The organism is Rubripirellula reticaptiva, assembly GCF_007860175.1.
GTDB classification, from domain to species: domain Bacteria; phylum Planctomycetota; class Planctomycetia; order Pirellulales; family Pirellulaceae; genus Rubripirellula; species Rubripirellula reticaptiva.
In genome coordinates this window covers 314,587-329,822 of record NZ_SJPX01000002.1, presented here as the reverse complement: position 1 = coordinate 329,822, position 15,236 = coordinate 314,587, and the positions used below count along the sequence as shown (strand labels likewise).

12 protein-coding genes are annotated in these 15,236 nt (G+C 55.7%); 11 read left to right on the top strand and 1 reads right to left on the bottom strand.

All coding sequences use genetic code 11. From position 1 onward, the window contains the following. Positions 1-236: 236 nt before the first annotated feature. On the bottom strand, positions 237-1,355 hold the full coding sequence (locus tag Poly59_RS07445; RefSeq protein ID WP_146533479.1) for an NAD-dependent epimerase/dehydratase family protein: 1,119 nt from the start codon (positions 1,353-1,355) through the stop codon (positions 237-239). 505 nt (positions 1,356-1,860) lie between these two features. Here Poly59_RS07445 and Poly59_RS07440 point away from each other — a divergent pair. The 11 genes from Poly59_RS07440 (at position 1,861) to Poly59_RS07390 (ending at position 15,156) form a co-directional block, all read left to right on the top strand. Continuing rightward, positions 1,861-2,763, top strand: a complete 903-nt coding sequence (locus Poly59_RS07440) for a universal stress protein (RefSeq protein WP_186776082.1) — start codon at positions 1,861-1,863, stop codon at positions 2,761-2,763. 200 nt (positions 2,764-2,963) lie between these two features. Next, positions 2,964-4,022, top strand: coding sequence for a beta/alpha barrel domain-containing protein (locus Poly59_RS07435; protein WP_146533477.1), 1,059 nt, complete (start codon positions 2,964-2,966; stop codon positions 4,020-4,022). 454 nt (positions 4,023-4,476) lie between these two features. Beyond that, complete coding sequence (gene ccoN / locus Poly59_RS07430) at positions 4,477-6,879, top strand: cytochrome-c oxidase, cbb3-type subunit I (protein WP_246151468.1); 2,403 nt, start codon at positions 4,477-4,479, stop codon at positions 6,877-6,879. A gap of 69 nt (positions 6,880-6,948) precedes the next feature. Next, a complete protein-coding gene (locus Poly59_RS07425; protein WP_146533475.1) occupies positions 6,949-7,128 on the top strand; it encodes a hypothetical protein in 180 nt (59 codons plus the stop codon). Next, the gene (locus Poly59_RS07420; protein ID WP_146533474.1) at positions 7,121-7,753 is read left to right on the top strand and encodes a cbb3-type cytochrome c oxidase N-terminal domain-containing protein; all 633 of its coding nucleotides are present in this window, start codon (positions 7,121-7,123) and stop codon (positions 7,751-7,753) included. Before Poly59_RS07425 ends, Poly59_RS07420 begins: the two co-directional genes overlap by 8 nt. A gap of 170 nt (positions 7,754-7,923) precedes the next feature. Continuing rightward, on the top strand, positions 7,924-9,438 hold the full coding sequence (gene ccoG / locus Poly59_RS07415) for a cytochrome c oxidase accessory protein CcoG (RefSeq protein ID WP_246151467.1): 1,515 nt from the start codon (positions 7,924-7,926) through the stop codon (positions 9,436-9,438). A 7-nt stretch (positions 9,439-9,445) separates the two neighbouring features. Continuing rightward, on the top strand, positions 9,446-9,967 hold the full coding sequence (locus Poly59_RS07410; RefSeq protein ID WP_146533473.1) for a FixH family protein: 522 nt from the start codon (positions 9,446-9,448) through the stop codon (positions 9,965-9,967). A gap of 51 nt (positions 9,968-10,018) precedes the next feature. After that, complete coding sequence (locus tag Poly59_RS07405; RefSeq protein WP_146533472.1) at positions 10,019-10,855, top strand: sulfite exporter TauE/SafE family protein; 837 nt, start codon at positions 10,019-10,021, stop codon at positions 10,853-10,855. A gap of 5 nt (positions 10,856-10,860) precedes the next feature. Continuing rightward, positions 10,861-13,416 carry a heavy metal translocating P-type ATPase gene (locus Poly59_RS07400; protein ID WP_246151466.1) on the top strand — a complete coding sequence of 852 codons (2,556 nt, stop codon included), beginning with the start codon at positions 10,861-10,863 and terminating at the stop codon, positions 13,414-13,416. Beyond that, positions 13,413-13,610 (top strand): cbb3-type cytochrome oxidase assembly protein CcoS, encoded by a 198-nt coding sequence (ccoS, locus tag Poly59_RS07395; protein WP_146533471.1) that lies wholly within the window; start codon positions 13,413-13,415, stop codon positions 13,608-13,610. Before Poly59_RS07400 ends, ccoS begins: the two co-directional genes overlap by 4 nt. Before the next feature lie 61 nt (positions 13,611-13,671). Beyond that, complete coding sequence (locus Poly59_RS07390) at positions 13,672-15,156, top strand: PAS domain S-box protein (protein WP_146533470.1); 1,485 nt, start codon at positions 13,672-13,674, stop codon at positions 15,154-15,156. Positions 15,157-15,236: the final 80 nt, after the last annotated feature.

Sequence of the window (15,236 nt, the reverse complement as noted above, 5' to 3'; positions counted from 1 at the left end):
TTCACGGCCCCCCTGCACAATGTCAAGCATGGCGATCGAGCGATCGGTGATTCGCGGTCGTTTTCCACTGCGTTTGAAGGGGCAATTGACAGGCTATGGTGCTCTGGCAAGTGGCCGGCCGAGACTCCCTCCGGGGCGGCGTAGTGCGGCATCGATTACCCCCCCCAGTGTCACTGCACGCGATGGCTCGCGCCGAACGCTGTGGAATCCCAGCGATACTTCAGCGGGGGTGCTGATTAGGAATCGCTCAGCTTTTTGTGGCCTGCTTTACCGATCTGTTCCAGACTCGTTGGTCGGCGTGGAATCGGGATGATTGGGCTGGCCGTCAACCAGCCATTGCAGAAATACCATTCGGCGGTCTGACGAAGTCGCAGCGACATCGGCTGCGCCGGTTCAAATCCGGTGTCTCGCCGCAGCTTTTCAGCAGAACAAGTCCATGAACCGGACACCGCCTCGCGAGCCTTGTCCCAGTTCAAAATATTGGGGCGGCGGCGAATGCGTCCCGCGATGTCGCTAATGCCTGCGACTGCCCAGACCAGGGCGTGTGGAATCTGAACGACAACGGCATTGGGGCGACCGACGGCGCGGCCGATCATTCGGCCAAGTTCCGAGTAGGTTGGCATCTCGTCGGCGGCGGCAAAATAAACGCCGGCCGAAGTGTCGGCACCCTTCGATCCAACCCGCTCGCCCTTTTCGGCCACTAATGTCAGCGCGGTGGCTAAGTCTTTTGCGTCGATCAGTGAAACGTGGTTATTTTCTGGGTTCATTCCTGGACTGAGGTGGACGCCCCAGTTGGAGATGCTCTTGAAAGATTCAAGCCCGTCGCTGTCCCCTTCGCCCATCACGATCGGCGGGCGAACAATGGTTGTTGGTACTTCGCCGGCGTACCGGCGAGCCGCAATTTCGCCGGCCAATTTGCTGAGTCCGTAGTTCGACACCGGGTTCCAGCGATCCGATTCGACTTTGGGCTTCCCGTCGACCGACGGGCCTGCCGCGGCAAGCGAAGAAACGAGAACGAGAGTCGTCTTCCCCGATTGCGCCGAACACGCTTCGGCAACATGTTCGACACCCGATTGGTTGACCGGCAATAGAGCGGACTTGCGAAACGCTTTCGTTACGCCGGCCAGGTGATAGACGACGTCGACGTCCTGAACTGCGGCGCGAACAGAAAGGCGGTCGGTCACGTCGCCGAAAACCAGTCGAGGCGATTTCCCGGCGCTCGAAGCCCATTCCAATGAGTCGAGGCTCGACTTGGAACGGACCAAGCACGTTACGTCGTCGCCCCGCTGGATCAGAAGCTTGACCAGGTTGCGACCGATAAAGCCGGTACCGCCGGTTATCAGCGCGTGTGCCATGGTTGCCTCTCGGGAAATGAGAATAGGTCTCGTCGCCGAGACGCTTGGGGGATGACTGGTCCGTTGCTGTCGATGCCTACTAGCAAATCGGCTCCGCCAAGTTGGCTGGGTGAACGGTTCGAATCGGAAACTGCCGTTTGGCCATCATTCCCGCTGCACAGTTCGTACTATCCGAATGATGCAATCATGGTCTAGACCGTATGGCTGGCGATCAAACAAACATTCTCTTTTTTTGCGTGAATCCGAATTCGAAGCAGGCGAGAGGGCTGTAAATGCGCGACAATACGTCTCGGTGATGCACTGCACTGCTCACTCGGCTGGTGCTTCGATAATTCGACCATTTGCGATTCACACTGGCTTTGACGGTTTTGCAGAGATTAACCGTGGTGTGTCGCACAATCGGCACAGCGCGTGCAGTTGCACACCTTTGAAAACCTGCGACTCGCGGAAAACGCCGAGCCGCTTACGAAATGGCACCGCTGGTGCATCCTTGGGAGCAACAACTATGAAAGTCTTATTGGCAACCGATGGGTCGACCAATGCAGTGGTGGCGGCAAAGTTCTTGAGCCAACTGGCAGGCAAAGAGAAGTTTGATGTGACTGTTTTTTCCGTTTCTTTTGCACCCGGCTATCCGCACAGTAGCGGCGTCGAGCCGTGGTATCCCGAGTGGTCGAAACGCGAGACCGAACGCGTTGCGGCGTTTCAAGAACCCATTCGAGCGATGCTGGCCGACGTCTGCGAAACCGTTTCGATCGGCATGTCGTTGGGTGACCCGGTGCCTGGGATTTTGGACGAGGCCGAGCGGATTGGGGCTGATTTGATCGTGGTCGGCGCCAAAGGACATACGACGCTGCACCGGTTGCTGTTGGGCAGCACGTCGGACAGCGTCGCCACGCACGCAACTTGCTCGGTATTGGTCGTTCGTGCCAATGCCAAAGAAGATGCGCCGGTGATGGGCGTCCCGCCCAAGTTGTTGATTGCGTATGACGGATCGGATGGTTCACGAGAAGCGGTTTCCGAACAACTGTCGCTCAACTGGGATTCCAAAACGGAAGTTTCGTTGATCAGTGTGGCGGCGCAGCCTTATGCCTATTTTGACGAGTCGTTTTCGGCGATCACGGCTCAGCTTGAAATCGAGGTGGCTGAAAAAATTCGTCTAGAAGGTGAGCGAATGTCTGGCGAGATTGCCCAGACGCTGCCTAACGTCTCGTTGCAGGTGCCGCGTGTACACCACATTGGCGACGCGATCGCAACGGCCGCCGAAACCAATCACGATGACTTGGTCGTGGTCGGCGATGCGGGACACAGCCTAATTGGCGAAATGTTGCTGGGCAGCACCACGAAGTACGTTCTTCGGCACGCACCCTGCAGCGTTTGGATATCGCGGCATCATCGCCGCGATGAGTGAGAGGCCGTAACCGAATGCGTTGCTAGAGAATTGTTGCTAGAGAATGTGATGCCAAAGACCTCGGCTGGAAGTTTCGAGTCGTGGGATTTGCGTTTGGCATCGCAATTGTCAATCGGCTCTAATATCACTCGGTTCGCATCAGTTCCTCGGCGTGGGCGTCGATTGCATTTAATCCGGCTAGATCAGCGAAGGAGAGTGTCATGACCATTGATTTGACGACCCGCTACGGAAGCTTAACGTTGGCTTCGCCCATCATCGTCGGTGCGTGTCCGCTGACCTCACAAGATCAGACTCGGGTGGCGATCGAGTCGGCTGGGGCTGGCGCGATCGTGCTTCCGTCGTTGTTCGAAGAGCAGATCGTTCACTGGAATCAAACTCGAGGAATCGAACTCAGCGAACGGGAACTGCAGCTTAGCCAGCGGAGCGAACGGATGCAGGACTACTCGACCTGCAAAGATGCTGACACGTACCTGGCGATCGTCAATCGCGCCAGCGCACAATTGAACATTCCCGTCATCGCCAGCCTCAATGGCGAAAGTGACGGCAATTGGTTGGACTTTGCAGGCGAAGTCGAAGAAGCAGGCGCGGCGGCGATCGAACTGGCTGTTCATCATTCCGACGGGTTGATTGACGCAGGACCCCGCGAGATCGAAGAGTCGCTGGTCCGGTTGGTCGTGTCGATCAATAACGCGATCTCAATTCCGCTTTTTCTGAAGCTCGAACGCGAATACACCAGCGTCGCTCACCTTGCTCGTCACTTGGTTTCAGGGTGCCAAGGATTGGTGCTGTATGGTCGCAAGCCGAATGTCGAAATCTGCTTGGATTCGCTGACCGTCCGTCACTCCTGGGGGCTGACCGAACCGGGCAGCATCGTCGGCTCACTCGGCTCGATCATGCGAGTTCATGCGTCATGTCCTGCGATGTCATTAGCTGCATGCGGCGGGATTGGCACCGTCGAAGACGTGATTCGTGCTCTGTTGGCCGGTGCTGACGCCGTTATGGTGACGTCGGAACTCTACCGCAACGGGCCCGATGTGATTCGCAGCTTGGTTGACGGTTTGGTCGAATACATGGATCACAACGGTATCCAGTCGATCCATGAACTGCAGACCAAACGTCCGCTCGAATTTAGTTCCGAAGACGAACGAGTGGCGTATACCAAGGCCTTGTCGTCGCGAGTCGCTTTCCCGGGCAGCGGTGACCTTGACCTACACGGTGATCGCTTCGGTCATCTCGATACTGGCACATCGTCAGAGTGACCGTGGAAAGCAAGCGGCCGTCCCGTCGATGTGGCTGCACCAGATGTAGTCCTGTCGGTTCATCTCCGCTACGCCGTCGTGCAGAACCGTAGCGAAAATCGTCAAGGCTTTGGGGAAATCGCCGATCAGGCCGGCAACCCGAGACAGGTTTCGCGACCCAGAAGCTAGGCCACCCGGCATGTCAGCCACGCCTGTCACAGGTGTGCGTTCACGCGCACTCTGTGTCTCTCCTTGTGCGATTTGGGGCACCGTTGGGAAGAGGCGGTACTTGGGTGAAACATGAACGCGCGTCAATCGCTCGTGAAAACGGTAACAAAGTGTGGCGTTCCGACGCAGATCGCTTTCCAGCCGCTTTTTGGGCGTTCACTGGCACCGCACTTGTTATCAAATGCGACTGAAGCAGTTTCTATCGGTTGAGGCTGCAAGGAAAACTATCGAAGCAACCAAACGCTCCATGGCCAACGTTATTGATTCGGACTCGCATGACGCGTCCTCTAGTCATCCTCCATCTTCTTCTTCCGCTTCCGACGTCCAACTGGAACATTTCAGCTACGACGACAAAATTGTCCGCATGTTCGTCACCGCGACGATTGTGTGGGGATTGGTCGCAACGCTGGTAGGATTGATTGTTGCAATCATTTTGGTAGTGCCGTGGCTCACCAACGGGGCGCCTTGGTTTGCCTTTGGTCGACTGCGTCCGCTGCACACCAACGCTGCGATTTTCGCATTTGCCGGTAACGGCATCTTTGCCGCGATCTACTACAGCACCCAACGATTGTGCAAAACGCGGATGTGGAGCGACGTGCTCAGCCGGTTGCACTTTTGGGGTTGGCAGGCGGTCATCGTTTCGGCCGCCATCACCTTGCCGCTTGGAATCACTCAAAGTCGCGAGTACGCGGAACTTGAGTGGCCGATCGATATTCTGATCGCCGTGGTTTGGTTGTTCATCTTCGGCGGCAACTTCCTGATGACGTTGATCCATCGTCGCGAACGACACATGTACGTCGCGCTGTGGTTCTATATCGCCACGATCGTGACGGTCGCGGTGTTGCACGTTTTCAACAACTTGGTTGTACCGGCCGGTTTGTTCAAAGGTTACAGCGTTTACGCAGGCGTCCAGGACGCTTTTATGCAGTGGTGGTACGGTCACAACGCGGTCGCGTTCTTCTTGACAACGCCGTTTCTGGGGCTGATGTATTACTTCCTGCCCAAGGCGGCCGAGCGACCGGTGTTCAGTTACCGGCTTAGCATCATTCACTTTTGGTCTTTGGTGTTCATTTACATTTGGGCCGGCCCGCACCACTTGCACTACACCTCGCTGCCAGAATGGGCCAGCACGCTGGGCATGTTGTTCAGTTTGATGCTGTGGATGCCGTCATGGGGCGGGATGATCAACGGTCTGCTGACGCTTCGTGGCGCCTGGCACAAGGTCGCCGCTGACCCGGTGCTGAAGTTCTTCGTCGTTGGGATCACGTTCTACGGCATGAGTACGTTCGAAGGACCGATGTTGTCGATCAAAGCGATCAACGCGCTGAGCCACTACACCGACTGGACGATCGCACACGTTCACTCCGGTGCACTGGGTTGGAACGGATTTATGATCTTTGGCATGGTCTATTGGCTGCTGCCCCGTTTGTATCAAACAAAAATCTGGAGCCCCAAGCTAGTCAGTCTGCACTTCTGGACTGGCACGTTGGGCATTCTGCTTTACATCATCCCGATCTACGCTGCCGGCCTGATGCAAGGTTTGATGTGGCGTGCGATGGACGAAACCGGTCACTTGGCCTATCCCGACTTCATCGAAACGATCCAGTCGGTTGTGCCTTTGTGGTGGTTGCGAATCGTTGGCGGACTGTTGTACTTCAGCGGTGTGGTCATGCTTTGTCTGAACACTTTGATGACATGGCTCGGGCGTCCGGCTACGTACGAGGTTCCCGTCTATTCGGCACCTCGATTGTCCAAGGACTACGCTGGCGACCATGCTGTCCCCACCGAATCACCGCTTAAAGATGTTCCAATGTTGGAGCTTGGCAAGAAGGTCGATCGTTTTGGACGCATGGATTGGCACCGCCGATGGGAACGCTTGCCCGTTAAGTTCACAGTGCTAACAACCCTTGCGGTGGTTATCGCGACGCTGTTTGAATTGGTGCCGACGTTCTTGATTCGTTCGAACGTGCCGACCATTGCAACAGTCAAGCCATACACGCCGCTAGAACTCGCCGGGCGTCACATTTATGTGTCCGAAGGTTGTTACAACTGTCACTCGCAACAAATTCGGCCGATGGTTTCTGAAACCAAACGGTACGGCGAGTACAGCAAACCAGGTGAATTCATTTACGACCGTCCGTTCCAATGGGGCAGTCGTCGGATCGGGCCTGACTTGGCTCGCGAAGGCGGCAAGCAAAGTAGTTTTTGGCACTGGACTCACTTCGAGAATCCCGAATTGGTTTCGCCCGGTTCGGTCATGCCCAGCTATGTGCATTTATTGACCGAAGACTTGAAGTTCAATGCGATCGAGCCACACGTTCGCGCGGCTGCGTTCTTGGGGGCTCCGTATAGTGACGAGGACCTCAATAACACCGAAGCAGTTGCCCGTCGTCAAGCCGAAGCAATTGCAGCCGAAGTGGTCCAGCAAGGTGGTCCCGCGGCGATGCAGGACAAACAAGCGATGGCAGTGATCGCATACTTGCAGAGAGTCGGTACGGACTTGTTCCGAACCGAAGAACCGCCTGCGGGGGCGACGCCAGCGATTGAAACTCCCGAAGCCGAGCCAGCGACCGCGGCTCCGTCGGGTGAAGATACTGAGTCGGCAGCCAACCCGTCAAACGAGGTGCAGGATCAGGTTGCCGCCCAGTAACCGATTTCGGTTACCAAAGGCGTCCGTTTTGCGTTTGTACTGTTCATCAACTCTTAAATCTGAATACCAATGATCAAAGACCTCGTGAGTGCCTTGGACTATTCGGCTTACGCCGAGGTGGCACTGGGGCTGTTTGTGGCCGCGTTTGCTGTGATTTTTTACGGCGCGTTCAAGTTAAGCAGCCAAGCTTCGGCACGTTTTGCTTCTATTCCGCTTTCCGACGACGTGGAGGACCCGCGTTATGAGTAAATCTCAATCAAACGGCACGAACAGTTCCGATGAATCGCTGATCATGGATCACGCGTACGACGGAATCGAAGAGTATGACAATCCGCTGCCGGGATGGTGGAAGTGGTTGTTCGTCGGATGCATAGCGTTCAGCCCGTTCTACTGGATGTTCTATCACGGCGGCGCGGCCGGACGCAGCGTCGAGGACCAGTATGGCATTGCCTTGGCTGCGAACACGCGATTGCAATTTGCAGAGATCGGAGAACTGAGTCCCGATGAAGCAACGATCGTGAAGTACATGCACAAGGACAGTTGGGTGAAGGTCGGCGAGTCGGTCTTCAAAGCCAACTGCATTTCGTGTCACGGACGTGACGGCGAAGGAAAAATTGGTCCGAACTTGACCGATGAAATGTTCAAGAACGTGAACAAGATCGAAGATATCGCCAAGGTCATCAACGAAGGCGCTGGTGGCGGTGCGATGCCGAAATGGTCGAACCGTTTGCACCCCAACGAAGTCGTGTTGGTATCGGCATACGTGGCCAGTTTGCGTGGCAAGGATTTGGCAGGACGCATTCCTGAGGGTAAGAAAATTGCTGAGTGGCCTGCGGCTCCACCAGAAGAAGATGAAGAGGAAAAAGAAGAATAAGTGGCGAAGCCGTAGTGCTTCACAGGGGCCTAGTCCGATCGCGTCGTTGTCTCTGGAAAACGTCGTGACTGCCGCAGCGATCAGATTGATGGACTCTGCCATATCATTTGAAGAGTTTTGTATAGGAGTTCGCGTCAAATACGGTGCGAATTGAGTGATCGAAAATGAGCATGTCGTTGCCAATTTCGTTGGGCAATGCGTCTTGCCAAGGTTGTGGTTCCGGACGAGGCGGGTGTGATCCTCGAGCGACGACGATGCATTCTTCGTCGGGTGGGGGAGGTAGCTCGAATTCGGCGTTGCTGGATTCGCCCGATCATGTGCTAAGCACGTTAGAAGCCGACGGTAGTCGACGTTGGTTGAGGCCAAAACTATCGCCTGGTGGCTGGTGGAAAAAACGCCGCGTCGTCGCCTACGTTTTGATGGTGGTGTTCGTCCTGGTGCCTCACCTACGGGTGTTTGGCAAGCCGCTGATTTTGATGGACATCGTGGCTCGCGAGTTCACCGTTTTTGGACGGACGTTTTATCCCACCGACACAGTCCTGTTAGCGCTGTTGATGCTGACGGTGTTCATCTCGATTGTGCTGTTGACTGCGATTTCGGGTCGCGCTTGGTGCGGTTGGGCTTGTCCGCAAACGGTCTACATGGAGTTCTTGTTCCGTCCGATCGATCGGTTCTTTGAAGGGACAGTTGGTAAGGGCGGCAAGCCAAAGAGTGGTCGAAACGGATTCTTGCAGGTCGCGCGAGTCGCGGTCTACTTGGTGCTCTGTATGTTTTTGGCGCACACGTTCCTGGCTTATTTTGTCGGTACCGAAAAACTTTCGACTTGGATCTTCCGTTCGCCGATACAGCACCCTGCTGCATTCTTGGTGATGGCGGGTACAACAGGTTTGATGATGTTTGATTTTCTGTTCTTCCGGGAACAGATGTGCTTGATCGCTTGCCCGTATGGGCGGTTCCAGTCAGTGATGTTGGACGAGCAATCGTTGATCGTGGCATACGATCCCGTTCGCGGCGAACCACGCAAAAAAGGTAAACGTGTCGTCGACGAAGCGACGGGGAAAATGGCCGGTGATTGTGTTGACTGCAATCAGTGCGTCGTTGTCTGCCCGACTGGGATCGACATTCGTGACGGGCTGCAAATGGAATGCATCAATTGCACTCAGTGCATCGATGCTTGTGATTCAGTGATGGACAAAGTTGGCTCGGCGAGAGGTTTGATCAGGTACAGTTCGCAAGACGGGATCGCACGCAAACCCAAGAAGTTGGTTCGTGCTCGAACGATCATTTACCCGCTGATCTTGTCGGTGGTGCTTGGCGGTTTCCTGTTTGCTTTGGGTGTGAAGTCCGGATTTGATGCACGGGTGATTCGCGGCAAAGGCAATCCATTCACGGTCGCTGGCGACGGTCTAGTTTCGAACTCGTTCCATTTGCGATTGGTCAATCGAACGGGCGAGACCCAGTCTTATGCACTGCAGATGGTTTCGCCCCAAGGAACGTTGCTTGACGTGATCGACGCCGAAAAGCTGACTCTTGAACCAGGTGATTCAAAACTAGTACCGTTTAGTTTGCGGTTCCCTGCCCGGGCGACGTTCGGCGATGGGAACGAGTTGGCAACGTTGAAGGTCAGCGATGCAAGTGAAAACGAACGAATGATGGAATTCCGCATCCTTGGACCGCGAACGTAATTTGACCATGCAAACTGAAAAAGCTAAATCCGAATTTGCTGCGGAACGAAGTGCGAGACGATTCTGGGTTTCACTAGTAGTGGTGCTATTGGGATTGCAGCTCGTGATTGGTTTCGTCGCCATTCGCTTGGCAACGGGCGATCCAACGGTTGCAGTGGTGCCGGACTACCATAACGAGGCGTTGGATTGGGACATGACCCGGCGCGAGGTGATGGCCGCAGAACGTATGGGATGGTCGGTAGAAATCGAAGCATCGGATGTGTCTGACGGCAATGGATTTCGCGCGACCGAGGTGTCGGTAACTGACGAGTCTGGCAACCCGGTCGACGACCTGCGAATCGTTGGGAGCGTCTATCACCATGCTCGAGCTTCGGACATTGAGCGTTTTGAATTGCCGTCGGTTGGAAAAGGGCGATACTTAACTCTTGCACCGATGGCTCGTCCGGGACTCTGGCAAGTCGAGATCTTCATCGAGGGTGCCGAGGTGCCGATGAGGAAGTCGGTTGAAATCGATATCCCAACTACCTAACCGCTTTGTTCCTGATAACGATTCAAGCTTAAACCCCCAAACGATTTCTCAATGTGGATTCTGATCACCGCCGTCGTCACCGCTAGTCTGCTGGGTAGCATGCACTGTGTCGGTATGTGTGGTCCGTTGGCGATGTGGGCCAGTGGCATCGGTGACAAAGCGCCACGTCGCACTGTGGTTATGTCGACTGCGATGTATCACGTCGGCCGCATGTTGACCTACGTTTTGGCTGGTTTGATTGCCGGCGGAATTGGAAGTGCGATTGATGTCGGCGGTAGTTGGATTGGCATCCAAGTCGCTGCCGCGCGAGTCGTGGGCGGATTGATGGTGATCGTTGGTGCGTTGAAATTATGGACGTTGATTCGTGGTCAGTCCAAGGAAGCGCATCCGCCGAAGCCGTCTCGGATTGGCGGCGTGTTGGTCAAAATGAGACCGTATCTGTTTCGATTGCCGCCGGTCAGTCGCGCTCTTGCAACCGGACTGTTGACGACGTTGTTGCCATGTGGATGGTTGTACTTGTTCGCGTTGTTCGCGGCCGGGACGGCTAGCCCGGTCATGGGTGCAGTTGTGATGTTCGCGTTCTGGGTCGGCACGGTTCCGGCGCTAACAGCGCTAGTTGCGGGTTCCCTGTGGCTGTCGCGTCGGTTCACGATGGTGATCCCTGCTGCGGCCGCGGTCTTGTTGATCACAACAGGATGCTTCACGGCATCGGGCCGCGGATTTGCCAACCTCGAATCGCTTGCGGCTTTGCGTGCGTCGGTCAATCTTGGCGATGCAGGTTTGGATCCGTTGTCTTTGGTCGATCACGTGAATGATTCCGCAGCCAAACCGCTGCCGTGTTGTTGTGAAGGTGAAAAAACTTGTGATGCGGAAGTAGCCGTACCTTAATCGACATGTCTTTGATCCCCGCATCATCTGAAACGACGAAGTCTGCTCATGACAATCAAGTTCGTCGTGTGGAACTGGATTGCGTTCACTGTGGGCTGCCGACACCTTGCATGTCGGACACCGATCCGGCAACCGTGTTTTGCTGTAACGGTTGCCGCGGCGCGTACGAGTTGATTCACGGCTGGGGGCTGGATGATTACTACGCCCTTCGCAATCAGGTGTCGGGGGCTGCCGCCGCGCCGGCCGCCGGCGAAAAGTCCCGTTACGACGCGTTTGATAGTGATGCGTTCTTGGGCGCTTCGGCGCCTCGTATCGGTGGTGACGGAATCGCAACGGCGGAATTGGCGGTCCATGGGCTGCACTGTGCCGCCTGTGCATGGTTGATTGAAAATGCGGCCGCGAGAGCGCCGGGATGGCGAGTCGCGCGAGTGAAGATGAGCGATCATACGTTGCGAGTCATGTTCAACCCGAAGCAAATCGTGCTAAGCGATATTGCGCGGTTGATGGATCGGCTGGGCTATGAAATTGCCCCGTTGTCGGCCAAACGCAATGACCACTTTCGCTTGGAAAACCGGCGACTTTTGATGCAGATCGCAATCGCAGGCTTCTGTGCGATGAACGCGATGTGGATCGCCGTTGCGTTGTATGCCGGCGATGCGTCGGGCGTTGATCCGGGACAGCGGTTCTTTTTGCGAATGATCGGAACCGGTTTGGGGATGGCTGCGGTCGCGATCCCTGGGCGTACGTTCTTCAAAGGCGCGATTGCGTCGCTGCGCACGCGAACGCCGCATATGGATTTGCCCGTCGCGCTGGGGTTGTCGGTGGGGACAATCGCCGGCGTGACTAGCGCGTTGACTGGCGTGGGCGATGTCTACTTTGATTCGTTGGCGGTGTTGGTGTTTCTGTTGCTGATCGGGCGTTGGATTCAGTTTCATCAGCAACACCGTGCCGCGAAGGCTGTCGATTTGTTGTTGCGGATTACGCCGATCCATGCTCAGCGATTGACCACCGATGGCAAGCCCGAATGGGTGTTGGTCGACACGTTGAAGCCGGCGGATGTGATTCGTGTATCGCCGGGCGAGAGCATTTCGGCTGACGGGCGAATTGTGGCTGGCCAGTCCATGCTGGACCGTTCTCTGTTAACGGGCGAGAGTCGTTCGGTGGCCGCAAATTGTGGTGATGAAGTTTCGGCAGGCACTTTGAATTTGGTTCGACCGATCGACGTCGAAGTGGTGGCAACTGGGCGAGACAGTCGAATCGGAAAGGTCATGCAGTCGGTTGAAGCGGCCGCTTCGGAAAAGACGCCGGTAGTTCAGTTGGCTGACCGCATTGGTGGTGTCTTTGTGGTCGTCGTCACGGTCTTGGCGATGTTGGTGTTGGCCGGATGGTGGGCGTCGGGATGGGCGGTCGCCGCATCGCACGCAACATCGCTGTTGATTGTGGCCTGCCCGTGTGCACTCGCCCTGGCGACTCCCTTGGCGATCGCGGTTTCGCTGGGCCGCGCTGCCAAACGCAAGATTTTGATTCGTGACGGTTCGTCGTTGCAACAATTGTCAAAGCCGGGCGCGTTATGGTTCGACAAGACTGGCACTTTGACTCAAGGCCGCCCGCAGGCTGAGTTGGTGTTGGGAACGGACGAAGTCGTCCGCATGGCGGCGCAAGTCGAATTTGGCTGTTGTCATCCAACTGCCGAGGCCATCGTTCGATATGCATGCTTGGGGACCAATGAACGTGATCATAGAGACACGGGCGTCGAGGTCCATCGTAGTGGTGTGGCTGGGGTCGTTGATCATCACCGAGTATTAGTTGGCAGCGTCTTGTTCATTGAGCATCAAGGTTGCTTGATCGGTCAGTCCGTTCACGATGCTGTCCAACGGACGCTTGCGATCGGTGCCAGTCCTGTGGTGATTGCCGTCGATAGCGAAGCCGTATGTGTGATGGGCGTTTCGGACCCATTGCGGCCCCAAGCTGCCGAGACGATTGCGCAGTTGACGCGGCAAGGGTTCACGATTGGCATCTTGTCGGGCGACCATCCGGACATCGTGCGGCGAGTCGCCAGCCGTGTCGGTATCGATCGTTCGCGTGTCCACGGTGGCTTGTCACCCGAAGACAAATTGAGAATCGTGCGGAACCGTGATGATGGGCATGTCGTCATGGTGGGGGATGGAGCAAACGATGCCGCGGCATTGGCGGCAGCCGACGTCGGTATCGCGGTGCGGGGCGGCGCGGAGGTGAGTTTGCAGGCGGCACCGGTTTTCATTGCGTCGGGTGATCTGGCCAGCATCGTCGATCTGATGTCGGGGGCTCGTCGCACGTCATGGTTGATTTCCACTGCGTTTGCCGTTTCGCTTAGTTATAATTTAGTGGCCGTCGGGTTGGCGATGGCAGGGCGGATCAGCCCGCTGTTGGCCGCGATCTTGATGCCCATCAGTTCGGTGTCGGTATTGTCGCTCACCTTGTTGTGGCCTACGTTTCCAAAGCCAACTGGTTTTCGGTCGACGTCACCCAAGACTCGTCCCGGCACTGATCCTAGTTTCGATCAACCGTCTGAAAAATCATGAGTGTGATCTACATTGCTTTACCGATCGCGTTAGCCTTGGGCGGCGCAGGAATGATCGCATGTGTGCTGTGCATTCGTGGCGGACAGTACGACGACATGGACACGCCGGCGCTTCGGATCTTGATCGATGATCGTGAATCCGATCTAGCCAGTGAAAATGACGATGCTGTGTCGCCAGATGAATCTGCCAGGTGAAAAGAACTGTCACTTGCCGAAAGTCGTACGAAAGCCGATCCATCTTGAAAGCTGATCCATCATGAAAGCCAACGAGCGTCTGTTGGAAAGTGAGCGTAAATTGCGCTGCGTGCTCGATACTGCGGTCGATGCGATCATCACGATCAGCGAGCGAGGTTTGATTGAATCGTTCAATCCGGCGGCCCAGCGAATCTTTGGCTACACCGCCGACGAAGTGATTGGCAATAATGTTCGAATGTTGATGCCGCAGCCCTACCGGAGCGAGCACGATCAGTACATCGGAAACTACTTGACGACTGGGCTTAAGAAAATCATCGGCATTGGCCGCGAAGTTCAAGGCCAGCGTAAGTGTGGGGCCATCTTTCCGATGGATTTGGCTGTCAGTGAAGTTCAGCTGCCTGATCGGCGTTTGTTCACGGGGATCATTCGTGATATCACGGATCGGAAACTCGTCAACGCTGCGATCTTTGAAAGTGATCGAAGGTTGACGACGTTGCTGAAGAACTTGCCAGGTGCGGCTTACCGACGCACGTTCGACGATCGCTGGGCTTTTGAATTCATTAGCGATGGTTGCCAAGATCTTTGCGGATACTCGGCTGACGAGTTGGTGTCGGGTGAACCAGCTTGGTGCGACTTAATTGTTGGCACCGATTGCGATGAACTTCGAGACGTCGTCTTGGGGCGATTGGAACGAGGACTGTCGTTTCAGTGCGTCTATAAAATTTTGCATCGCAGTGGCGATATTTGTCGTGTCTTGGAACAAGGCGTTGGTGTGTATTCCGACAGCGGCGAGTTGGTCGCAATCGAGGGATTCATTTCTGACACAACCGAGCTGCACAAGACTCGCGAGCAACTCGTTCAATCGGAACGGTTGGCAGCGATGGGAGAAATGTTGTCAGGGATTGCGCACGAAAGTCGCAATGCGTTGCAACGTATCCAAGCGAGTGTGGATATGTTGGGGTTTGAAATCGACAAGGATTCGGAAGCCGCTGGCGACGTGGCCCGAATCGCTCGCGCTCGGGAGGACCTGCAGCGGCTCTTTGAAGAGCTGCGGAACTTCGCAGCGCCCATTCATCTTGAAACTTCAAATTCAGATCTTGCGGCGATTTGGCGACAGGCTTGGAATTCGCTTGAAACCAGCATCGCTATGCGAGACGTTCAGGTTGATTTGGATGCTACCAGTCCCGATGGTGGCGAGGTCGATTTGGTTTGCCGCGTCGACGGATTTCGGATCGAACAAGTGTTTCGCAATTTGATGGAAAACAGTTTGGCGGCGTGCTGTGATCCCGTCCGAGTATCGATTGCGTTTCGGCAAGCGAAACTGATGGGCGAGCCAGCGATCTCGGTCACGTTTAAAGACAACGGTCCCGGTCTATCCGAAGAACAGCAACGCCGAATCTTCGAAGCCTTCTATACGACGAAAACCAAAGGCACCGGTCTGGGCATGGCGATCGCGCACCGAGTTGTTGACGCGCACGGCGGGACGATGGCAGTGATCGAGAGCAAGAGTGGCGCTGCGTTTGAAATTGTGCTGCCGCGAGGGTGAATCGAGCCGGAAATCTTCACCGATATCATGATTTAGTGAGCCGCGACGCGTGAGCCGTCGGAGATCACGCGATACCGAGT